Source organism: Variovorax sp. LjRoot175, assembly GCF_964253805.1.
Lineage (GTDB): Bacteria > Pseudomonadota > Gammaproteobacteria > Burkholderiales > Burkholderiaceae_C > Variovorax.
This window is the reverse complement of the sequence record NZ_CAXURY020000001.1, coordinates 296,730-317,703: the sequence shown is the minus strand read 5'-3', so window position 1 is coordinate 317,703 and position 20,974 is coordinate 296,730. Positions and strand designations below refer to the sequence as shown.

The following is a 20,974-nucleotide window of genomic DNA, read 5'->3' as shown; positions in this document are numbered from 1 at the left end:
ACCATGAAAGTCTGCATCTACGGCGCCGGCGCGATCGGCGGATGGATCGGCGCCGGCCTCGCGCAGGCGGGCAACCGGCTCAACGTGGTCGCGCGCGGCGCGACGCTCGAAGCGCTGCAGCGCGACGGGCTCTTCGTGATGCGCGGCGAGCAGCGCACGCGCGTGCCGGTGAATGCGGTGGCCGACCCCGCGACGCTGGGCGAGCAGGACCTGGTGGTGATTGCCGTCAAGGCGCCGGCGCTGCAGGCCGTGGCAGCGCAGATCGCGCCGCTGCTCGGCCCCGACACCATCGTGTTGACCGCGATGAACGGCGTGCCCTGGTGGTTCCTGCAGGGCGGCTTCGGCGGCAGCCTGGCCGGTACGCGATTGCAGGCCGTGGACCCGGGCGGAAAGATCGGCGAGGCGATTCCAGCGCAGCACGTGATCGGCTGCGTGGTACATGCGAGCTGTTCGCTCGATGCGCCCGGCGTGGTGCGGCATCACTTCGGCAACGGGCTGATCATCGGCGAGCCCTCGGGCGAGGCGACGCCACGCGCGACGCGGCTCGAGGCGCTGCTGAAGCAGGCGGGCTTCGAGGCCCGTCTCTCCGCGCAGATCCAGAAGGAAGTCTGGTACAAGCTCTGGGGCAACATGACGGTCAACCCGATCAGCGCGATCACGGGCGCCACCACCGACCTGATCCTCGGCGACGACCTGGTGCGCGGCTTCATCTCGACCATCATGCTCGAGGCCAAGGAGATCGGCGCGCGCATCGGCATCCCGATCGCCGAGAGCCCCGAAGACCGGCACGTGGTCACGCGCAAGCTGGGCGCCTTCAAGACCTCGATGCTGCAGGACGTCGAGGCCGGCCGTGCGGTCGAGCTCGATGCGCTGGTGTCGGTGGTGCGCGAGCTGGGGCAGCTCGCCAAGGTGGAAACGCCCTTCACCGACGCACTGCTGGGCCTGGCGCGCCTGCGCGCGCGGCAGCTCGGCCTCTATTGAGCTGAGGCGCTGCCTCAGCCTTTCTTCAGCACGCGCACCGCCTCGGGCAGCGAGTTCACCTGCGGCATGAAGCGGTCCAGCACCGCGCCCAGCACCACGGCGCAGAACAAGGCGCCGAGCAGCGGCTTCCAGGTCAGCCGCACCGCCGCCGTGAGCCAGCCCTCGCGGGCCACACGCACCGCGGCACGGGCCGACACATAGGAGAAGGCGACTTCGATCGCCACCGCGAGCAGCGCCTCCGAGCCGAAGTAGAGCAGCGCCAGCGCGCCGGCACCGAACACGATCGCCACCCCGATCAGGAAGATCGCGACCACCGGCACCACGATGACCGCGCCCTCGTCGGCCCCGGCCGCGGCCTCGAGCGCGCCGCCGGCCAAGTCGCCGACGCCGCCCGCATCGAGATCGGCCATCGCGCTCTGCCCCGAAGGCCAGTCGCCGATGCCGGGGTCCGGCACATCGAGGTTGAGCTGCTTGTTCTGCCGCACCAGCATCGCCGCCCACCAGCGCAGCACCAGCAGGTAGCCCAGGTAGCCGACGCCGAGCGTCACGAAATAGCGCAGCGCCAGCGAGTCGACACCGGCGTGCATCTGAAGGTACGAGACCAGCCACATCAGGAGCAGCGTGAAGCTGCCGATCAGGAGGCCGTGCGTGCGAAGGTGGTAGTTGCGATGCAGGTCGCGCTCGACCTGCGTTTCCCAGAGGCGTACCGAGCGCCAGTTGGAAAGGACCTTCAATCGACAGCCGTTGGCACCCGCGGCGCGACGGCGCACATGAGTTCGTAGCCGACCGTGCCGGCGGCCTGCGCGACCTCGTCGATGGGCAGCAGCGTGCCGTTCGAGGCGCGGCCCCAGAGCGTGACCTCGCTGCCGAGAGCGGCATCCGGCACCGGCGTGAGATCGACGGTGATCATGTCCATGCTGACGCGGCCCACCATGCGCGTGCGCACGCCGTTCACCAGCACCGGCGTGCCGGTGTCGCAGTGGCGCGGATAGCCGTCGGCATAGCCGACCGCGGCCACGCCGACGTTGAGCGGCCCGTCGGCCGTGAAGCGGGAGCCGTAGCCGATGGTGTCGCCGGCCTTCAAGGTCTGCACCGAGATCAGCCGCGTGGAAAGCGTCATCGCCGGCTGCAGCTGCCAGTGCGCCGCGTCGTGTTCGGGGAAGTCGGGCGCGCTGCCGTAGAGCAGGATGCCGGGGCGCACCCAGTCGGCCCGCGCGATTCTCGCGTGGCGCAGCGTGGCGGCGCTGTTGGCGATCGAGCGTTCGCCCGGCAGGTCTTGCGTGGTGTGCTCGAACACCTCGAGCTGGTGGTCGATGCCGCGACTGCCGTCGGCATCGCTGAAGTGCGTCATCAAGGAGATCTCGTCGACCTGCGGCAGCGCGTTCAGGCGCGTCCAGGCCGAGCGGAAGCGCTCGGGCGTGAAGCCCAGCCGGTTCATGCCCGAATTCATCTTCAGGAACACGCGCTGCGGCACCTGCGTCTTGTGGGCGGCCAGCATGTCGATCTGCGCGTCGCAGTGCACCGTGTGCCAGAGATCGAGCCGCGAGCAGAGTTCGAGGTCGCGCGGCTCGAACACGCCTTCGAGCAGCAGCACCGGCCCGCGCCAACCGAGCGCGCGCACGCGTTCGGCCTCGGCCAGGTCGAGCAGCGCGAAGCCGTCGGCGCCGCGAAAGGCGTCGAACACGCGCTCGATGCCGTGCCCGTAGGCATTGGCCTTGACGACGGCCCAGACGCGGGCTTCGAGCGCCGAGCGGCGGGCGCGATCGAGGTTGTGGCGCAAGGCCGCGGTATGGATGGTGGCGAGGATGGGACGAGGCACGATGAACCCGATGGCTGAGCTGAAAACATTCGCACGACCACGCCGCAAAAGCCGGCGTGTGGCGTCATTTTGACACTGCACCCCCATGCTATAACCGCGCATTCCGCCAGTACCGCGGCCTTTTTCCACTATCGCCAGCAGCCCCATTCTCTGGCCAGCCAGCCCATCGATGAAGCGCGGTTTCTACACCATCATGTCGGCCCAGTTCTTTTCGTCGCTGGCCGACAACGCGCTTTTCGTTGCAGCGGTGGAACTCATGCGGAGCAACGGCGCGCCCGAGTGGCAGCGCGCGGCGCTGGTGCCGATCTTCACCATCTTCTATGTCGCGCTGGCGCCGCTGGTCGGTGCCTTCGCCGATGCTTTGCCCAAGGGCCGGGTCATGTTCATCAGCAACGCGATCAAGGTGGTGGGCTGCCTGATGATGCTGTTCGGCACGCATCCGCTGCTGGCCTATGCAGTCGTCGGCTTGGGCGCCGCAGCCTATTCGCCGGCCAAGTACGGCATCCTGACCGAGCTGCTGCCGGCCTCCCAACTGGTCAAGGCCAACGGCTGGATCGAGGGCCTGACCATCGCCTCGATCATCCTGGGCATCGTGCTCGGCGGGCAGCTGGTGGGCCATGCGCTGTCGACCCAGCTGCTCGCGATCGACCTGCCCGTGGTGGACACCGGCATCGACACGGCACCCGAGGCCGCGATCGCGGCACTGATCTTCGTCTACATGCTGGCCGCCTGGTTCAACACCCGCATCCCCCACACCGGCGTCGAGATGCGGCCGCTGCGCGCCAATCCGCAGCACGGCTTCGTGCGCAATCTGGCCGCGCTCTTGCCCGATTTCTGGCACTGCAACTCGCGGCTCTGGCGCGACAAGCTCGGCCAGATCTCGCTGTCGACGACGACCTTGTTCTGGGGTGCGGGCGGCAATCTCAAGTACATCGTGCTGGCCTGGGCCTCGCTGGCGCTCGGCTACAACACGGCGCAAGCCTCCGCGTTGACCGGCGTGGTCGCGATCGGCACCGCGATCGGCGCGATCGTCGCTTCTCTTCGCATGCGGCTCGACATGGCGACCCGCGTGATCCCGCTGGGCATCAGCATGGGCCTGTTGCTGATCGGGATGAACGCCATTGGCAACCTCTGGGTGGCAGTGCCGTTCCTGATTCTGCTGGGCGGACTCGGGGGCTTCCTGGTGGTGCCCATGAATGCGCTGCTGCAGCACCGCGGCCATAACCTGATGGGCGCCGGCCGTTCGATCGCGGTGCAGAACTTCAACGAGAACGCCAGCATTCTGATCCTCGGCGCGTTCTATAGCGCCTGCACCGGCTTCGGCCTCTCGGCCTACTGGGCCATCACCGCCTTCGGGCTCGTGGTGGCCGGTTTCATGTGGCTCATCAAGCGCTGGCACAAGAACAACCTGCGCCAATACCCCGAGGAGGTCGAGCACCTCCTCGCCATCGCACGCAGCGACAAACACCATTGACCTGACCGGGCCTGACTGTTTTGCCGGCACTCGCGCTCGTCTTCAACGCCTTCGTGTGGGGCGTTTCCTGGTTCCCCTTCCGCCAGATCGAATCCCACGGCCTGCATCCGGTCTGGGCCACGGCACTGATCTATGCGCTGATCTTCGTGGCGATGGGGTGGCTGCGCCGGCATGCGTGGCAGGCTTTCTCCGTGCATCCGGCCCTGGTGCTGCTCGGGCTGGCAGCCGGCCTCACCAACCTGTGCTTCAACTGGGCGGTGACAGCGGGCGATGTGGTGCGCGTGGTGCTGCTTTTCTATCTGATGCCGCTGTGGAGCGTGCTGCTGGCCTGGATCTTTCTCGGCGAGCGCCCGACGCCCGCGGTGCTCGCGCGCGTGGCGCTGGCGCTGGTGGGCGTGGCGGTGGTGCTCAAGACGCCCGAGGTCGACTGGCCGGTGCCCGCAAGCCTCGCGGACTGGCTCGGCGTCACGGCAGGCTTCAGCTTCTCGGTGACCAATATCCTGCTGCGCCGGCTGCGCGCAGCAGCCGCCGAGTCGCGCGCGCTTGCCGTGTTCGGCGGCTGTGCGCTGGTGGCCGGCGCGACCGCGCTGGCCGGCACCGCGCTCGGCGCCATCGCGGCGCCGCCGCCGCTCGCGGCCGCGCCCGGCTGGCTGGGCTGGGCCGCTTTGCTGGGTGCGGGCTTCGTCTTCGCCAACTTCTGCCTGCAGTACGGCGCCGCGCGCCTCACGGCCAGCGCCACTGCGGTCATCATGCTGTCGGAAGTGCTGTTCGCGAGCGTCTCGTCGGTGGCGCTCGGCGCGGGCACGATGGACACCCGCATCTGGATCGGCGGTGGGTTGATCGTGCTGGCGGCGCTGTGGTCGTCGTTTGCGCGAACGCCCAACGGCGAGGATGATCGACGCACTTCCCTCCTGAAGGACATGCCATGACCAGCGTTTACGACTTCGAGGCCCGGCAGATCGACGGCAAGGCCGTGCCGCTCTCCAAGTACAAGGGCAAGGTGCTGCTGATCGTCAACACGGCCAGCAAGTGCGGCTTCACCCCGCAGTTCGAGGGGCTCGAAGCGCTGCACGAAAAGTACGCCGACAAGGGCCTCGCGGTGCTCGGTTTTCCCTCCAACCAGTTCGGCAACCAGGACCCGGGCAGCAACGAGGAGATCGGCGCCTTCTGCGTCCAGAACTACGGCGTGAGCTTTCCGATGATGGAGAAGATCGAGGTCAACGGTTCCGGTGCCACGCCACTCTACAAATGGCTCACCAAGGAAGCGCCGGGCCTCTTGGGCAGCACCGCGATCAAATGGAACTTCACCAAGTTCCTGGTCGGCAAGGACGGGCGGGTGATCAAGCGCTACGCGCCGCTCGACACGCCGGCCTCGATGACGCGCGACATCGAGTCGGCACTGACGGCCTGAGCGCCGGGCACCGTCAGAATCGGAAGTCCGCGGTCTTCGAACCGCGGCCGAGCGTTACGGTCTGGCTCTTCGTCATGCCTTCGGTGGCTGCCTCGACGGTGTAGCGGCCGGCGGGAAGGTCGATCAGGCACACCGGCCCCGACGCACGCATCGCGAGCGCCGTCGCGCCATTGGCATCCTTGATCGTCACCGCGATCTCGGCCAGGTAGGCACCGTCCGCGCGCGCGAACAGCAGCGACAGCGGATGGTCCTTCATCGCCGCGCGCATCGCCGTGGATTCGTCCGAGCCGATGCCGCCGCACGCGAAGCGCGCGCTGCCCTGCACCTTCATGGCCGGCATGGCCGTGGCGTCCACGGACTGGGCTTGCGCCATCCATGGCGCAGCGGCACACGCGCAGACGACGGCGCCGCGCAGAAGAAGGGATTGGAAGGAGGTATGCATCGACAAGCTCCCGAAATGAACGATGGGAGATGGTCGCGCCCAGCGGTGCGCCGGCGGGTCGGACCACAGCTCCTCGGCGTGTGCGATCAAGCCGCCGAAAGCGCCTCGTCGAGCAGTTCCACCCAGTGCCGCACCGGGATCTCGCTGCCGCTTTGCAGATGCGTGATGCAGCCGATGTTGGCCGAGACGATGGTCTCGGGATTCAACTGGTTCAGGTGGCCAAGCTTGCGGTCGCGCAGCGGGTAGGCCAATTCGGGCTGCAGTACCGAGTAGGTGCCGGCCGAGCCGCAGCACAGGTGCGATTCGTTCATCGCGATCTGCACGTCGAAGCCCAGTGCGCGCAGGTTCGCTTCGACGCCGCCGCGCAGCTTCTGTCCATGCTGGAGCGTGCAGGGCGGGTGGTAGGCGACGACGCCGGGCGGCGCGTTGACGCGCTCTTTCAACAGCGGCACGAGTTCGGGCAAGAGCTCGCTCAGGTCGCGCGTGAGCGCGCTGACGCGTTCGGCCTTCGCCGCATAGGCCGGGTCCTCGCGCAGGATGTGGCCGTACTCGCGCACGGTGACGCCGCAGCCCGAGGCGTTCATCACGATCGCCTCCACCACGCCGCCTTCGACGTAGGGCCACCAGGCATCGATATTGGCGCGCATCTGGGCCTTGCCGCCGTCGTGGTCGTTGAGATGGAACTTCACCGCACCGCAGCAGCCCGCGGTGGGCGCGATCACGGCCTCGATGCCGGCCGCGTCGAGCACGCGCGCCGTGGCGCTGTTGATGTTGGGCGCCATCGAGGGCTGCACGCAGCCGGCCAGCATCAGCATCTTGCGCGCATGCGTGCGCATGGGCCAAACGCCCGCCGGCTGAGGCGCCGGCACCTTGGCCCGGAGCTTGGCCGGCAGCAGGCCGCGCACCGACTGGCCCAGCTTCATCGCGGGGCCGAAGAGCGGCGAAGGCAGCGCCTCCTTCAAGGTCCAGCGCAGCGCGCTTTCCATGGCCGGACGCGGCACCTTCTCGTCGACGATCTTGCGGCCGATGTCGACCAAGTGGCCGTATTGCACGCCGCTCGGGCAGGTGCTTTCGCAGTTGCGGCAGGTGAGGCAGCGGTCCAGATGCAGCTGCGTGCTGCGCGTCGGCGCTTTGCCTTCGAGCACCTGCTTGATCAGGTAGATGCGTCCGCGCGGGCCGTCGAGCTCGTCGCCGAGCAGCTGGTAGGTCGGGCAGGTGGCGGTGCAGAAACCGCAGTGCACGCACTTGCGCAGGATCGCCTCGGCTTCGCGGCCGTCGGCGGTGCCCTGGAATTCGGGAGCGAGTTCGGTTTGCATGAGGCTACGCGTCAGTCCGCGGGGTAGAGCCGTGCGCGATCGAAGACGGCGTGGGGGTCGAACTCTCGCATCAGCGCACGGTGAATGCGCGCGAGCGGCGGGCTCAGCGCGTCGAAGCGGCCGAGTACGCGGTGGCCACGCTCGGCCGAGGGCATGAACAGCGTCGCATGCCCGCCGACCGCGCGGGCTGCCGCGCGCAGTTTCGGGCCCTCGTCGGGCGACGCCAGATACCAGCGCTGTGCGCCATGCCATTCGATCAGGGGCGAGCCCTCGAGCGCCAGGACCGATGCGGCCTGCGGCACCGACAGGCGCCACAGATCGCGCGCGGCGCGCGCGCCGAACCATCGCAGGCGTTGATCGCGCGCAGCCTGCCATTCGGCCTGGGCCTGCGCGGGGTCTTGCCGCTCTCCGCCGAGGTGGGCACAGGCGGCCGCCACCGCCGCCACCGCGCCGCGCAATCGCAGCCAGAGCCGGCCTGTATCGCCCTCTTCCAGCCAGCGGCTCGCGTTGAGCGGCAAGGGCTGGCCGCCCCAGCCGTTGAGCAGGCGCAGCGCATCGGCTTGGTTGCATTCGAATGCGAGGGTGGCTTCGGCGGGCGGAACGGGCAGCACCTTGAGGCTGACATCGGCGATGACGCCCAGCGTCCCCAGCGAGCCGGCCAGCACGCGCGAGACGTCGTAGCCGGCGACGTTCTTCATGACCTGGCCGCCGAAGCTGAGCAGTTCGCCGCGGCCGTTGATCAAGGTGGCGCCCAGCACATAGTCGCGCACCGCACCGACGCTGGCCCGCGCCGGGCCGCTCAGGCCCGCCGCGACCATGCCACCGACCGTTGCGCCTTCATCGAAATGCGGCGGCTCGAATGGCAGGCACTGGCCCTGTTCGGCCAGCAGGGCTTCGAGCTGCGCCAGCGGTGCGCCGGCGCGCACGGTGACGACCAGTTCGCTCGGCTCGTAGCTCGTGATGCCCGAGAGCGCGGCGGTGGAAAGCGGCTCGCCCTGCGGCGGTTCGCCATAGAAGTCCTTGGTGCCGCCGCCGCGGATGCGCAAAAGCGCGCCGTCGGCGGCTGCGGCGCGGATGCGCTCGACGATCTGGCGAAGGGCTGGATCCATGCGGCCGATCGTACAGCCCGCAATGCCCTTCAATCAGTGAAGAAATGGACGGGCAGTCCTGACACTTCCACACGCATCGAGAGCACCTGGCCGGACGCAGGACGCTGTTCGAGCTCGTCGGCCGGCCGGCCGCGCCGCGCGCTGGTGACGAACAGGGTCCGCAGATCGTCGCCGCCGAAGCAAGGCATGGTGGGGCACTGCACGGGTGTGGGAAGCGCATCCACCTGCTCGCCCGAAGGCGCGAAGCGCAGCAGTTGGCCGCCCTCGAACATTGCAATCCAATAGTGGCCCTCGGCGTCGATGGTGGCGCCGTCGGGCCGGCCTTCGTAGCGCAGCGGCGACTCGGGCGTCCAGCCCTCGGGTTTGGCATCGAACTGCCGGAACACGCGCGGGCGCGAGAGCGCATTGGCCTCCGCCGCCCAGTCCCAGGCGCGCACGCGGTGTGCCGCGGTGTCGGCCCAGTAGAGCGTCGTGGCATCGAGCGAGAAGGCCAGGCCGTTGCCGGTGGTGACCTCGTTCGCCATCTGCGTGAGCTGCGGCGCATCGCCGCTCTGCGCGTCGAGACAGTAGAGCGCAGCGTTCGGCCGGTCCTTGGCCTCGTTCAGCGTGCCGGCCCAGAAGCGGCCCCATGCGTCGCACTTGCCGTCGTTGAAGCGCATGGTGCGCACGTCATGGTCGACGTTCACGATGACCGAGAGCGGGCCGCCCCATTCGCGTGCCCGGTAGATGCCGTCGCGCAGCGCGATCACCAGGCCGCCGCTCACAGCCGGCGCCATGCAGCCGGGCTCGGCGGGCAGACGCCATCGCTCGACCGTGTGGCCACCGATCTCGCCGCGGGTTCGCAGCACGGCGCGGCCCGGAATGTCGAGCCAGTAGAGCGAGCGTTCGTGCGGATGCCAGAACGGGGATTCACCGAGCTGGCAGAGGCTGTCGTCGAGCGTGGTCCACATGGCGCCAGCTTAGGCGAAAAAAAGCCCGCTCGCGCCGAAGCGCTCGCGGGCCGAACATCCAAGGGAGACCTTGCTTGCTTGAAATGATCCGTTTCGTTTCAGCGGTTGTAGGCGGTTTCGCCGTGGGCCGAGATGTCGAGGCCTTCGCGCTCTTCTTCCTCGCTCACGCGCAGACCGATGGTGAGGTCGACGATCTTGTAGGCGATGAAGGACACCACGCCAGACCACACGATGGTCAGCAGCACGGCCTTGAGCTGGATCCAGACCTGGGCGCCAATGCCGTTGGACACCACGCTGGCCGTGACCCAGTCGCCCACCAGGCCGGGGCCGCCGAGCGCCTGGGTGTTGAACACGCCGGTGAGCAGCGCGCCGACGATGCCGCCCACGCCGTGGACTCCGAACACGTCGAGCGAGTCGTCCGCGCCGAGCATCTTCTTCAAGCCATTGACGCCCCAGAGGCAGGCGAAGCCGGCGACGAAGCCGATCACGATCGCGCCCATCAGGCCGACGTTGCCGGCGGCCGGCGTGATGGCCACCAGGCCGGCGACAGCACCCGAGGCGGCGCCCAGCATCGAGGCCTTGCCCCTCATCAACGCTTCACCGATGCACCATGCGAGCACGGCAGCGGAAGTGGCCGAGAAGGTGTTCATGAAGGCCAGCACGGCGCTGGTGCCCGCTTCGAGCGCGGAGCCGGCGTTGAAGCCGAACCAGCCGACCCACAGCAGCGAGGCGCCGACCATGGTGAGCGTGAGCGAATGCGGCGTGAAGGATTCCTTGCCGTAGCCAATGCGCTTGCCGATCAGGAAGGCGCCGACCAGGCCGGCGACGGCGGCGTTGATGTGCACCACGGTGCCGCCCGCGAAGTCGAGCGCGCCCCATTGCCAGAGGAGGCCGGCCTTGGCGTTCATGGCATCGACCACATCCTTGCTGGCATAGGCGTCCGGGCCCATCCAGAACCAGACCATGTGCGCGATCGGCGCGTAGCTGAAGGTGAACCACAGCGCCATGAAGAGCAGCACGGCCGAGAACTTGATGCGCTCGGCGAAGGCGCCCACGATCAGGCAGCAGGTGATGCCGGCGAAGGTGGCCTGGAAGGCGGCGAACAGCAGCTCGGGGATATAGACGCCCTTGCTGAAGGTCGCGCCCGGCGCGAAGGTGCCGGCGGCCGAATCGAAGACGCCCTTCATGAAGAGCCGGTCGAATCCACCGATGAAGGAGTTGCCCTCGGTGAAGGCGAGGCTGTAGCCGTAGATGAGCCACAGTACCACGATCATCGAGAAGGTGACCATGACCTGCATCAGCACCGACAGCATGTTCTTGCTGCGCACCAGGCCGCCGTAGAACAGCGCCAGGCCGGGGATGGTCATCATGATGACGAGCAGCGTGGACAGCAGCATCCAGCTGGTGTCGCCCTTGTTGAACGAGGGTGCCGGCGCGGCGGCCGGCGCAGCTGCGGCTTCGGCGGCGGGTGCGGCCGCGGCCGGTGCGGCAGCGGGGGCTGCAGCAGGCGCGGCGGCCGGCGCCGAGGCTGCGGGCGCTTCAGCCGCGGGCGCCGCCGGCGGCGTCTGGGCAAAGCCGGCGGTGCCGGCAGCGAGCACGCTCAGGCCGAGCGCGAGAGAGACGAGCAATTTTTTCATGTCGATTTTCTTTCGTGCCTTGAAGTCAAAGAGCTTCGCGGCCTGTTTCTCCGGTACGAATGCGAACGACCTGCTCCAGGTTGTAGACAAAAATCTTGCCGTCGCCGATCTTGCCGGTGCGTGCGGCGCTTTCGACGGCTTCGATCACGCGCTCGACGAGCTCGTCGGCCACGGCGGCCTCGATCTTGACCTTCGGCAGGAAATCGACCACGTACTCCGCGCCGCGGTAGAGCTCGGTGTGGCCCTTCTGGCGACCGAAGCCCTTGACCTCCGTCACGGTGATCCCTTGCACACCGATCGCCGAGAGCGCTTCGCGCACCTCGTCGAGCTTGAACGGTTTGATGATGGCTGTGACCAGCTTCATGATGTTTCTCCTTTGGATGGAACAGGTCTGCGCGGCTGTATGGATCAGAGCGTCTTGGTCAGCGTGACGATGAAGCGCGCCTTGTTGGGCGACCACGTGGGTGCGCCGAAGCCCAGGTCGGGGCCGGACACCAGCAGGTACGAGCTCTTCTTGTTGGCGCCCTGCACCGAGCCGGCCAGCGACAGGCCGTTGCCGAAGTCATAGGAAGCGCCCACGTTGTAGTCGACGTAGCTCTTGTAGCCCAGGCTGCGGATGTCGCTGCTCATGTGCGTGTAGCCCAGCGCGGCCTTCAGCGTGACCTTGGGCACGATCTCCTTGGTGTAGGCGAGATTGAAGTAGCCGGTGTTACGCCCCTTCAGGCCCGAGCCGTCGCGCTCGCCGGCGTAGTTGAAGTAGTCCTTCGAGACGGTGTGGGAGTACTTGAAGGTGAAGGCGCCGATGGCCTCGTTGGCATAGGTGGCCGCGCCGTACAGCTCGGTGGTGTTGCCGCGGGCGTTGCCCGGGTAGACGTAGGCGAGCGCGCCGAAGTCGAGGTCGAACACGCCGGCCTTGAACTTGTAGCCGCCATAGATGTCGCTCTCGATGTCGTTGCCGGCGAGCCAGTTGACGCTGGAGTTCCAGTTACCGACGTAGAAGCCGCTCTCGCCGAAAGCGTAGTCGAAGCCGCCCTGGATGGCGGGCTTGAAGCCCTTGGTCTTGGCGAAGCCGTTGCTACCGAGCACGTCCTGATCCTGACCGCGGAACTTGTAGTTGCTGGTGAGCGCAACATTGCCCGTGAGCTGGGCGCTCGCGATCAGGGGCATGGCAGCCAGCGAGACAACGGCCAGGGCAGAGGCGGTTTTACGGTGCATCATCGAGAGACTCCTCGGAGGTTTTGGAATGGAATGGAAGCCATCTCAAAGCAGGGAGCGTGCCAAACCGACCGTTCCGCACTGAGAAGGGCCTGGGACAGGTGCACATTGCAACAATGAGCAAAAGATGGGCGCACCATCTTGGGGAAATGGAGAAGAATGAGCTTGTCTTTGGTGCAAGGTCATGCCTTGCTGGGCCTGGAAGCCGCCAATGTCACGGTCGAGGTGCATCTGGCCAACGGGGCTGCCCAGCTTTACGCTGGTCGGCCTGGCCGATGACGGGAGCCATCGGCCCGGAGGCAGGGTTTCTTGCGCGCGAGAAACGTGAGGAGTAAAATCGTCTCACGAATCTCACGGAGCTGCCATGAACCAAACCTCCGCCAAAGAACCGCATGATGCCGTCCAGGCGCTCGTGGCGCGCATCGACAGCATGCGTGAAGCAAGCCGCCTCATCATCAGCGAGCTTTCCCGGACCCTCACCGGGCCCAGGGACAAGAAGCTGACCCTCCATGTGCGCGAGGCGATCAACGAGCTGGAGCGTCAATCGATCCAGGAGTTGGTGGATGAGGTTGAGCCCAGGCGCCCGGCGGCCACCCGCATCGATCTCGAGAAGCGCGCCATCGACGCCGTCCTGCAGGGCACCGAGTGGAACTCGGCCGCCGAAATTGGACAGCGGCTTGACGCGAAGGCAGCAAACCCGCACGCGGCCGTGAGCCGCTGGCAGCAGAGCGGGCGCATTTTCGGCATCGACCACCGCGGCAAGAAAATCTACCCGGCCTACATTTTCGATGCGACCTGGCAGCCCTTGCCGGCGGTCAAGAAGATCCTGGCGGTCCTGGACGACTATTCGCCCTTCCGGGTTGCGGCATGGTTCGAGTCCACCAATTCGTCCCTGGGCGGAAAGCGTCCGCGCGAGGTGATTGCGAGCGCCCCGGATGCCGTCGTGGCCGCCGCGGAAGACCACAAGGTGGGTGCGGTGCATGGCTAGCCCAGCACCTCTCCTGCCTCCTCCGCCAAAGTCGTTCCGCACCCTGCCGCATAAGGCTGGAGTCTGGTATCGCGTGCATCCGTACGACGCAACCACGGGGAAGGACGCGCCGGCCGCCTTCAACGCTTCGGGGCTCGGCAACGCTCGATTCAGCCCCCTTTTCAATCCGGTCTCGAAAAAGCCGATTCCGACGATCTATGCGGCCAAGAGTGAGCGCGGAGCCATTGCGGAGATCGTCCTGCACGACGTCCCCACCCCGTCGGCTGGCTACCTGCATGACCTTGAGCGCGACTACCGCGCCAACCTTCACCTGAGCCGCATTCGTGCGCAGGCGGTCCGGCTGGTCAACATGACGACCATGGGTCTCCAGGCCGCCGGCCTGAAGCCGATCGACCTCTTCGAGGGCGAGAAGGACGACTACCCCAGGACCCAGGAATGGGCGCTATGGATTTGGCAGAACATGCCGGACGCCCAAGGATTGCGGTGGATGTCCAAGCGGGACAACCAGTGCGAGGTGATCATGCTCTTCGGGGATCGGATGAACCCGTCGGACGTCGTCGACGATGGCAGTTCACAGCCGCTGCAGGCGCACGAGGACCTTGTCATCGAACTGCTGGATGAGATGGGTGCCGGGGCCTACCCCTCCATCTGACGAGGCCTGCCAGGCGCACCAGGCACGTCGGAACACCCATCACCGCGTTCGAACCCATCGACGGAAACAATCCACGCCGCGGCCGGCCGCCCTGCCCGATTGGCCAGCCACACGCCTGAGGCGCGCCTTCAGCCAAATGCCCCAGTGGCTCGCGTACGCGAGCCCACTCGATTCAATGCAGCTTCTTCATTTGGGCTGGCCCTACAACGCTCGCACCATTGAAATTCACCTCTTTAGCTGGTACGTCACGGCGTACACCCTCGTTTCGGTGCCCGTTGCAGACTGGCAGGTGGCCCCGATCACTGCAGCACTGTTCAGAGCAGCCCGCGCCCCGCCAGGTTGCGCATCAGCGCACCGATGCCGAAGGACCAGCGCGCTGCCTGGTCCGAATGCACGACGCGGTTCTCCAGCGCGCCGAGCTCGGGCGCCGAGATGGTCACGCGATCGCCGACCACATGGGTGAAGCCCTGGCCCGGACCGTGGCGGTCCTGCGTGGGCGCGAACATGGTTCCGAGGAAGAGCACCAGACCGTCGGGGTAGGCATGGTGCGGGCCGATCGCCTGCGACACGATGTCCAGCGGATCGCGGCTGATCAGCGAGAGCGAGCTTTCGCCTTCGAGCACGAAGCCTTCAGGGCCCGCGACGCGCAGCGCCACCGTGATGCGGCGCACCTCGTCGATGCCGAAGTGGGCATCGAAGAGGCGGATGAAGGGGCCGATCGCGCACGAAGCGTTGTTGTCCTTGGCCTTGCCGAGCAGCAGCGCGCTGCGGCCTTCGAAGTCGCGCAGGTTGACGTCGTTGCCCAAGGCGGCGCCCAGCGTCTGGCCGCGGCTGTTGATCGCAAGCACCACCTCGGGCTCGGGGTTGTTCCAGACCGAACCCGAATGGATGCCGATGTCGGCGCCGGTGCCCACCGAGGCCAGCACCGGCGCCTTGGTGAAGATCTCGGCATCGGGGCCGATGCCGACCTCGAGGTACTGCGACCAGGCGCCCTGCGCGATCAGCACCTCCTTGACCTGCGCCGCCTGCGGCGAGCCGGGCACGATGCCCGCGAGGTTGTCGCCGAGCACGCCGCCGAGCGCGGCGCGGATGGCTTCGGCCTTGGACGCATCGCCGCGCGACTGCTCCTCGATCACGCGCTCCAGCAGGCTGGCGACGAAGGTCACGCCGCTGGCCTTGACGGCCTGCAGATCGCAGGGCGCGAGCAGCCAGGGCTGGCCGGGATCGCGCCCGGCCTCGTCGCTGTTGGCCAGCACCGCGTCGAGCGCGGCGATGCGGGGCGTGATGTTGTCGCGCAGGCCCTGCTGCACGGCACCCACGGCATCGTCGAGCTCGAGCAAGTGGCTCGCGGTGGGCGCGATGCGCGTGAGGTCGTGCAGGCCGCCTTCGTGCACGGCCACCAGCGTCGGCCCGAGCCCGGGCTGCCAGAGGCGTCCGATCAGGGTGGCGCGCTCGGCATCGCGAGGCAGGCTGGTGGCGGGCGAGAGGATCGGGGGCATGCAAGGTCTCCAGAATGAACGGGCCGATGAGCCGGCCTCTGCATGGGCGATCGTACGGGACTGTCAGCGTGCCGTGTGGGCCTGCCCCGCCGCGCGCACGCGCGCGACGCTCTGCGGCAGGTCTTTCCAGGCTGTAGCCTGCGGCGCGAAGCGCGCGCGCATGTAGCCGGCCAGCTCGGCGATCTGCGCATCGTCGAGCGCTTCGCCGAAGGCCGGCATGAAGCCGATCTCACGCGAGGCCGGCTCGCGCACGCCGTCGAGGATGGTGCGCAGCAGGTTGTCCGGCCGCTCGCTCGTGAGATTGCTGTTGAGCGCGAGCGGCGTGTTCACGCCCAGCAGGGTCGGCCCGTTGCCGTCGTGGTGGCAGGCGGCGCAGGCGCCGTCGAACATGCGTTGGGCGGAGCCTAGCAACTGGCCCTGGCCGGCGGCCGCGGCGGCGACCGCGCGCTGCGCCTGCGCGCTCGCTTCGGCATCGCTGGCGGCCGGATTGAAGGAAGCGAGGTAAGTGGCCATCGCGCGGATGTCGTCATCAGGCACTGCCGCCAACTCGCGCACCACCTCGGCCATCGGGCCACCGGCCATGCCGTGCCGCGGGCTGTGGCCGTTGCGCAGGTAGCGATAGAGCGCCTCGGCGTTCCAGGGCACAGCCGCCTTCGAGAGGCTGGTGAGCGCCGGCGCTTCCCAGCCCTCGACCATCGCGCCCGAAAGAAAAGCGCTGCCGCCCTGCTCCGCGCCGAGCGCATTGCGCGGCGTGTGGCAGGCGCCGCAGTGGCCCAGGCCGTTGACGAGGTAGGCGCCGCGGTTCCATTCGGCGCTTTGCTGCGACGCCGGCTGCATTGGCGCCGGATCGTGGAAGAGCGCGTTCCAGCCTGCCATCAGCGGCCGCAGGCCGAAGGGGAACTTGAGCCCCGCCTCCGGCGTGGGCGCGCGCACCGCGGGCAGCGACATGAAGTAGGCATAGAGCGCCTGCAGGTCGTCGTCGCTGGTCTTCGCGAAGGCGGTGTAGGGGAAGGCCGGGTAGAGATGGTGGCCGTCGCGCGAGATGCCCTCGCGCATCGCGCGCTGGAAGGCGCTGAAGGACCAGCGGCCCAGGCCGGTCTCGGCATCAGGCGTGAGGTTGGTGGTGTAGATGGTGCCGAAGGGCGTCTCCATCGCACGGCCGCCGGCGTTGGGCGTTCCGCCCGGCGCGGTGTGGCAGACGGCGCAGTCGCCGATGGCGGCGAGCGTGCGGCCGCGTTCGATGGTGGATTGGCTGTAGACGGGGGCGCTGAGGGTGACGGGGGCGATCGTCGAGCGCCAGCCCATGAGGCCGGCGATGACGCCGAGGCCGCCGATGACGAGGGCGATCGCACTGGCTGCCTTGCTCCTTCCCCCTCTGGGGGAAGGCTGGGATGGGGGCACGACGACGCCACCATCGAACGCTGGGTTGCCCCCACCCCTACCCTCCCCCAAAGGGGGAGGGAGTGAAGACGGGTTCAGCGCAGCACGCACCACTTCCGGCGTGAACGGCGGCGCCCTGAACCGCACCCCCGTCGCATCGAAGATCGCATTTGCGATCGCCGCCGTGCCAGGCACCGAGGACGACTCGCCCGCTCCGAGCGGCGGCTCGCCGGGCCGCTGCATGTGCATGACCTCGATCACCGGCACGTCGCGGAAATTGACGATCGGGTAGCTGCCCCATTCGCGGCTCGCGACCACGCCCGGGTTGGGCGCGCTCTGCGGCACGAACTGCACGCGCTCCTTCAACGCGCGGCTCGTGGTCTGGATCACGTTGCCGTGGATCTGGTGTTCGACCCCGGCCGGATTGACCATCAGCCCCGCGTCGTGCCCCACCACCACGCGGCGCACGTGCACCTCGCCGGTCTTGCGGTTGACTTCGACATCGGCCACCCAGGCCGACCATGCCGCGCCGAAGCCCGGCCACTTGCTGTGCACGTAGCGCGCGTAGGCGAAGCCTTGCCCGAAGAGCACGTCACCACCGGGTCCGAGGCCGCCGTCGGCATCCTCCTGCGGCCCGGTGCGCATGCGCCAGCCGGCCTTCTGCGCGGTCTCGCGCACCAGCTCGGCCGCGCGCGGATCGTTCAGGTGGCGCAGGCGGAACGCGACCGGGTCGACGCCGGCCGCGGTGGCCAGTTCGTCGACGTAGGACTCGTGCGCGAAGGAGCTCGGCAGCGCCGACACGCCGCGCAGCCACGAGGCGCGCACGATCGGCGCCATGTCGTTGACCTTGACGCGCAGGTTGCCGTACGCATAGGGCGGGCGCGCGGTGCGGTCGCCCATCTCGAAGGCCTGGGCCGCAGGCTCGATGGTGCGGGTGAGCAAGAGCGCCAGCGTGGGCGCGCCGTTCGACGGGTACGAGGTCTCGAAGTCGTACGCCGCAACGCCGCCTTCGGCATCGAGCCCGCCCTTCACCTGCATCAGCTGCGCGGCACCCTTGGGCTCCCACGCATGCTCCTGCTCGCGCGTGAGCTGCACCCGCACCGGCACGCCGGCCGCGCGCGCGAGCAGCGCGGCATCGGCCGCGACGTCGTCGGCGCCGTTGCGCCCATAGCAGCCGGCCGCCTCCATGCGCACCACATCGACCGCGACATCGTCCACGCCCATGAGCTTGGCCAGATCCGCGCGCAGCACATGCGGGTTCTGCGAGCCGGCCCACACGCGCAGTTGCACATCGCCGCCTTCGCCTTCGGGTTGCCAATGTGCGAGCGCGCACGAGGGGCCGATCGATGCGTGCATCTGGTAGGGCCAGACGTAGGTGCGCGGCATCGACTCGGCCGCATGGGCGAGAGCGCCCTCGACATCACCTTCGTCGACCAGCAGGCGCTGCGTGGCGGGGTTGGCGCGGATCGCGCCTTCGAGATCGTCGAGCGAAGGCAGGCCGGGCCAGCGCTTCCAGATCACGCGCAGTTCGCGCAGCGCCTGCTCGGCATGCTCCTCGCGCTCGGCGACGATGCCGACGAAGTCGCGGATCACCACCACGGCGCGGATGCCGGGGATGTGGGCAATCGAGGATTGGTCCACCGATTCGAGCGTGTTGCCGATGTAGTCGCCGTGGTCCGCGCCCGCATAGGGCGGGCGCACGACGCGGCCGTGCAGCATGCCGGGCGCGCGCATGTCGTGCACGAACACCAACTCGCCCGCGAGCTTGGCCGGGATGTCGACGCGCGCCACCGGGCTGCCGACGATGCGGTAGTCCTTCGGATCCTTGAGGCGGGCGCCGCCGTCGAGCTGGAGCACGGTGCGCACGCCCGCCACCAGCTCCCCGAAGCCGACGCTGAACGCGGGGTCGTCGCCCGCATGGATGCGGCCCTCGCGCACCGCGAGCAGTGAGGGCTGCACGCCGAAGCGTTCCGAAGCCTGCGCGAGAAGCCAGGCGCGTGCCTGCGCCGCCGCGAGCCGCAAGGGCGCGGCATGGATCTGCAGCGAGGCGCTGGCGATGGTCGCGCCCTGGTTCGGCGCGCGGGCGGTGTCGCCGAGCACCATGCGGATCTGCGCCAGCGGCACATCGAGCTCTTCGGCGACGATCTGCGACAGCGCGGTCTGGATGCCGGTGCCGAGATCGACATGACCGTTGAGCGCGGTCACGCTGCCGTCGTCCCACAGCGCAAGCAGGATCTCGGGCCCTTCCGCGGGATTGCCCGACACCGTGGCCGGCTGGCCGTTGGCGACCGGCGGCGCGGGTGGCGTCTCGCGCACCACGACGAGCACGCCCTCGGCATGGAGGAAGTCGCTGCGGTTGCGCGGCAGCTCGGCGCGAAATGGTGCCCCCAGGCTCGGCACTCTCGTGTCCTCGCCGCCCCCCGAGGGGGCTACCGCGCCTTGGGGCGGCCCGGCGGCGCGGTTGCTCACGAGTCGGCGTCCTTTGCCACCATCAGCTGCGCCGCACGCTGCACCGCCGCCATGATCTCGACATGCGTGCCGCAACGGCACAGGTTGCCCGAGAGCTCGTTCCTGATCTGCGCATCGCTCGGATGCGGCTCGCGCGCGAGCAGCGCCGCCGCCTGCATCACCATGCCGTTCAAGCAGTAGCCGCATTGCGCGGCCTGCGCGTCCTCGAAACCTTGCTGGACCGGATGCCATTGCTCCCGCGAGCCCAGCCCTTCAAGCGTGGTGATGGCCCGTCCCGCAACCCCATGCGCCGGAATCACGCAGGCCCGCGCCGCCACGCCATCGACCCACACGGTGCAGGCGCCGCACTGGCCCAGGCCGCAGCCGTACTTGGGACCGTTCAAGCCCAGGTCGTTGCGCAGCACATGCAGGAGCGATGCCTCGCGCGGCACCGCGAGCGCGTGCGCGCGCCCGTTGACCTGCAGGGCGAAAGTCTCAGCGCTGGAGGCGTCCGTCACGTGTGTACATCTCCAGATCGACGAAGGTCGAGCCGTTGTGGTTCTTCGGCCCGTAGGCCACCGGGAACTCGCCGATGCGCGTGTCGCCCAGACTCTCGAGGGCCGTGACGAAGCTCTCGCGCGTGAGGTGGCGGCCGGCGCGCTTGAGCCCTTCGACGAACACGCGCGCGGCGATATAGCCCTCGAGCGCGGTGTAGCTGTCGATCTTCTCGCCGAACTCCGCGCGGTCGCGCCGGTAGTCGGCCACGATCGGCACGCGCACCAACTGCGGCGGCGGCACGATGCTGGCGGTGACCAGGCCTTCGAGCTTGCCGCCCAGGCGCTGTGCCGAACCGGCCGCGTCGGTGATGCCGACCGAGAGCGTGTAGAGCGGCGCAGCCGCACCACCGGCGCGGTAGTCGCGGATGAAGACCTCGCTCATGCGCCCGGCCATGATCATCACCACCGCGCCGGGCTTCGCCTTGGCCAGGCTCTCGCCGATGTCCTTGGCGTCGGTCGCCGCAATGGCCATCGGCAGCGCCTGCACCACCTTGACCTTGTATTCGGCCGCGAGCTGCTCGCAGGTCGCGAGGTTCGACTTGCCGAAGGCGCTGTCCTGGAACACCACGGCGATGTTGTGGATGCCGATGGTCGACAGGTGGCTGATGATCTTGCGCAGCTCCAGGTCGTAGCCCGCGCGCACATGGAACAGGTTGCGATTGAGCTTGGTGCGGAACGAGGTGGTGCCCACCAGCGGCGCGAACATCGGCACGCCGGCCTTGTCGGCCAGCGGCATGGCCGCCACCAGGTTGCCGGTGGCGACGAAGCCCATCAGCGCGAACACCTTGTCCTCGTCGATCAGCTTGGCCGTGTTGACTGCCGTGCGCTGGGGCTCGTAGGCATCGTCGTAAGAGAGCAGCTCGATCTTGCGGCCGTTGACGCCACCGCCCTTGTTCACGCGGTCGAAGTAGAGCTTGATGCCGGCACGGTAGTCGTTGCCGAAATCCTGCGCCACGCCGCTGAAGACGGCCGATTGGCCGATGCGGATGCTGGTGTCGGTGACGCCGTTTTCGGCGGCGTGCGCGAAGGTCGAGAAGAAGGCGAGCGCGGCAGCGCAGCACGCCGCCGCGGCGCGTTGGGAGATGCGGGCCATCGC

19 protein-coding genes are annotated in these 20,974 nt (G+C 68.4%); 6 read left to right on the top strand and 13 right to left on the bottom strand.

Annotated features, from left to right (window positions below):
* The first annotated feature begins 3 nt into the window (after positions 1–3).
* On the top strand, positions 4–981 hold the full coding sequence (locus tag ACSQ89_RS01630; protein WP_436292354.1) for a 2-dehydropantoate 2-reductase: 978 nt from the start codon (positions 4–6) through the stop codon (positions 979–981).
* A 14-nt stretch (positions 982–995) separates the two neighbouring features.
* Here the strand turns inward: ACSQ89_RS01630 and ACSQ89_RS01625 are convergent, their stop codons facing one another.
* A complete protein-coding gene (locus ACSQ89_RS01625; RefSeq protein WP_436292353.1) occupies positions 996–1,715 on the bottom strand; it encodes a hypothetical protein in 720 nt (239 codons plus the stop codon).
* Complete coding sequence (gene alr, locus ACSQ89_RS01620) at positions 1,712–2,800, bottom strand: alanine racemase (protein WP_093104666.1); 1,089 nt, start codon at positions 2,798–2,800, stop codon at positions 1,712–1,714. Before alr ends, ACSQ89_RS01625 begins: the two co-directional genes overlap by 4 nt.
* A 169-nt stretch (positions 2,801–2,969) precedes the next feature.
* Here alr and lplT point away from each other — a divergent pair, with 169 nt between their 5' ends.
* Genes lplT through ACSQ89_RS01605 form a run of 3 tightly spaced genes read left to right on the top strand, consistent with a single transcriptional unit; the run spans position 2,970 to position 5,685 of the window.
* Positions 2,970–4,274, top strand: coding sequence for a lysophospholipid transporter LplT (gene lplT, locus ACSQ89_RS01615; RefSeq protein WP_093104315.1), 1,305 nt, complete (start codon positions 2,970–2,972; stop codon positions 4,272–4,274).
* Positions 4,275–4,294: 20 nt separating this feature from the next.
* The gene (locus ACSQ89_RS01610) at positions 4,295–5,203 is read left to right on the top strand and encodes a DMT family transporter (protein WP_436292352.1); all 909 of its coding nucleotides are present in this window, start codon (positions 4,295–4,297) and stop codon (positions 5,201–5,203) included.
* Positions 5,200–5,685, top strand: a complete 486-nt coding sequence (locus ACSQ89_RS01605) for a glutathione peroxidase (RefSeq protein WP_093104318.1) — start codon at positions 5,200–5,202, stop codon at positions 5,683–5,685. Before ACSQ89_RS01610 ends, ACSQ89_RS01605 begins: the two co-directional genes overlap by 4 nt.
* A 13-nt stretch (positions 5,686–5,698) precedes the next feature.
* On the opposite strand, the gene ACSQ89_RS01600 is transcribed toward ACSQ89_RS01605, so the two are convergent.
* The 7 genes from ACSQ89_RS01600 to ACSQ89_RS01570 form a co-directional block, all read right to left on the bottom strand.
* Positions 5,699–6,127, bottom strand: a complete 429-nt coding sequence (locus ACSQ89_RS01600; RefSeq protein ID WP_436292351.1) for a carboxypeptidase regulatory-like domain-containing protein — start codon at positions 6,125–6,127, stop codon at positions 5,699–5,701.
* Between the two features lie 86 nt (positions 6,128–6,213).
* A complete protein-coding gene (gene glcF / locus ACSQ89_RS01595) occupies positions 6,214–7,443 on the bottom strand; it encodes a glycolate oxidase subunit GlcF (protein ID WP_093104321.1) in 1,230 nt (409 codons plus the stop codon).
* 11 nt (positions 7,444–7,454) lie between these two features.
* Positions 7,455–8,552: a glycolate oxidase subunit GlcE gene (gene glcE, locus ACSQ89_RS01590; protein WP_436292350.1), complete on the bottom strand. Its 1,098-nt coding sequence runs from the start codon at positions 8,550–8,552 to the stop codon at positions 7,455–7,457.
* Positions 8,553–8,581: 29 nt separating this feature from the next.
* A complete protein-coding gene (locus tag ACSQ89_RS01585) occupies positions 8,582–9,502 on the bottom strand; it encodes an SMP-30/gluconolactonase/LRE family protein (protein WP_436292349.1) in 921 nt (306 codons plus the stop codon).
* A gap of 98 nt (positions 9,503–9,600) precedes the next feature.
* Positions 9,601–11,139 (bottom strand): ammonium transporter, encoded by a 1,539-nt coding sequence (locus tag ACSQ89_RS01580; protein ID WP_170855537.1) that lies wholly within the window; start codon positions 11,137–11,139, stop codon positions 9,601–9,603.
* Positions 11,140–11,164: 25 nt separating this feature from the next.
* Positions 11,165–11,503 (bottom strand): P-II family nitrogen regulator, encoded by a 339-nt coding sequence (glnK, locus tag ACSQ89_RS01575; protein WP_093104326.1) that lies wholly within the window; start codon positions 11,501–11,503, stop codon positions 11,165–11,167.
* 44 nt (positions 11,504–11,547) lie between these two features.
* Entirely contained in the window at positions 11,548–12,354 is an 807-nt protein-coding gene (locus ACSQ89_RS01570) for a TorF family putative porin (protein ID WP_093104668.1), read from the bottom strand.
* Positions 12,355–12,718: 364 nt separating this feature from the next.
* Between ACSQ89_RS01570 and ACSQ89_RS01565 the strand changes: the two genes are divergently transcribed.
* Together ACSQ89_RS01565 and ACSQ89_RS01560 are read left to right on the top strand one after the other, a co-directional pair.
* Positions 12,719–13,342 carry a hypothetical protein gene (locus tag ACSQ89_RS01565; RefSeq protein ID WP_093104327.1) on the top strand — a complete coding sequence of 208 codons (624 nt, stop codon included), beginning with the start codon at positions 12,719–12,721 and terminating at the stop codon, positions 13,340–13,342.
* Positions 13,343–13,415: 73 nt separating this feature from the next.
* Positions 13,416–13,994: an RES family NAD+ phosphorylase gene (locus tag ACSQ89_RS01560; protein ID WP_436292348.1), complete on the top strand. Its 579-nt coding sequence runs from the start codon at positions 13,416–13,418 to the stop codon at positions 13,992–13,994.
* Positions 13,995–14,308: 314 nt separating this feature from the next.
* On the opposite strand, the gene ACSQ89_RS01555 is transcribed toward ACSQ89_RS01560, so the two are convergent.
* The 4 genes from ACSQ89_RS01555 to ACSQ89_RS01540 all read right to left on the bottom strand — a co-directional run bounded on the left by ACSQ89_RS01555 (position 14,309) and on the right by ACSQ89_RS01540 (position 20,971).
* On the bottom strand, positions 14,309–15,493 hold the full coding sequence (locus ACSQ89_RS01555) for a fumarylacetoacetate hydrolase family protein (protein WP_436292347.1): 1,185 nt from the start codon (positions 15,491–15,493) through the stop codon (positions 14,309–14,311).
* Between the two features lie 63 nt (positions 15,494–15,556).
* Positions 15,557–19,264, bottom strand: coding sequence for a molybdopterin cofactor-binding domain-containing protein (locus ACSQ89_RS01550; RefSeq protein WP_093104670.1), 3,708 nt, complete (start codon positions 19,262–19,264; stop codon positions 15,557–15,559).
* A gap of 74 nt (positions 19,265–19,338) precedes the next feature.
* Positions 19,339–19,839, bottom strand: coding sequence for a (2Fe-2S)-binding protein (locus ACSQ89_RS01545; RefSeq protein WP_093104332.1), 501 nt, complete (start codon positions 19,837–19,839; stop codon positions 19,339–19,341).
* Entirely contained in the window at positions 19,817–20,971 is a 1,155-nt protein-coding gene (locus tag ACSQ89_RS01540; RefSeq protein ID WP_093104334.1) for an ABC transporter substrate-binding protein, read from the bottom strand. Before ACSQ89_RS01540 ends, ACSQ89_RS01545 begins: the two co-directional genes overlap by 23 nt.
* Positions 20,972–20,974 lie beyond the last annotated feature (3 nt).